This window comes from Vibrio sp. 1078-1 (genome assembly GCF_033340475.1).
Map to the genome: position 1 here is coordinate 1 of NZ_JAWOWM010000830.1, position 531 is coordinate 531.

At 44.8% G+C, this 531-nt stretch carries 1 protein-coding gene; it reads left to right on the forward strand.

Annotation, left to right across the window (positions count from 1 at the left end; all coding sequences use genetic code 11):
• Window positions 1–531 (forward strand): MaoC family dehydratase (locus R7190_RS30330; RefSeq protein ID WP_318138269.1); only part of this gene is annotated, 531 nt, incomplete at both ends.

Consider the following 531-nt stretch of genomic DNA (forward strand, 5'->3'; position numbering starts at 1 on the left):
AATGTGCGCGACCATAATCAGCCTGCAGTAAATGAAGAAGTGGCTCCTCAACCTGCGCCGATTGTTCTTCAGCCAGAAGCTCAAAAACTGTATGACGAGCTAATCGGTAAGATCGGTGAAGTGATCCATACGGGTGACTGGGTTCATGTATCTCAAGAGCGTATCAATCAATTTGGTGCGGTAACAGAAGATATGCAATGGATTCATACTGACCCAGAGCGTGCATCTGTTGAATCACCTTTTAAAACAACCATTGCGCATGGTTTCCTGTCGTTGGCTCTACTGCCTAAACTGACGGACTCAGTTGATGCGGATAAACCATTATTTCCGACAGCGAAATTGGTTGTGAATCTAGGTTTGAACCAAGTACGTTTTCCTTACCCAGTTAAAGCTGGTAACAACGTGCGAGCAGTAAGCACACTGACTAAAGTAACGCCTATCAAAAAAGGTTTAGAGATCGAGCGTGAAATCAAAGTGGAAATTGAAGGCGTAAGACGCCCAGGTGCGGTAGTGGTATCTGTGATTCAATTG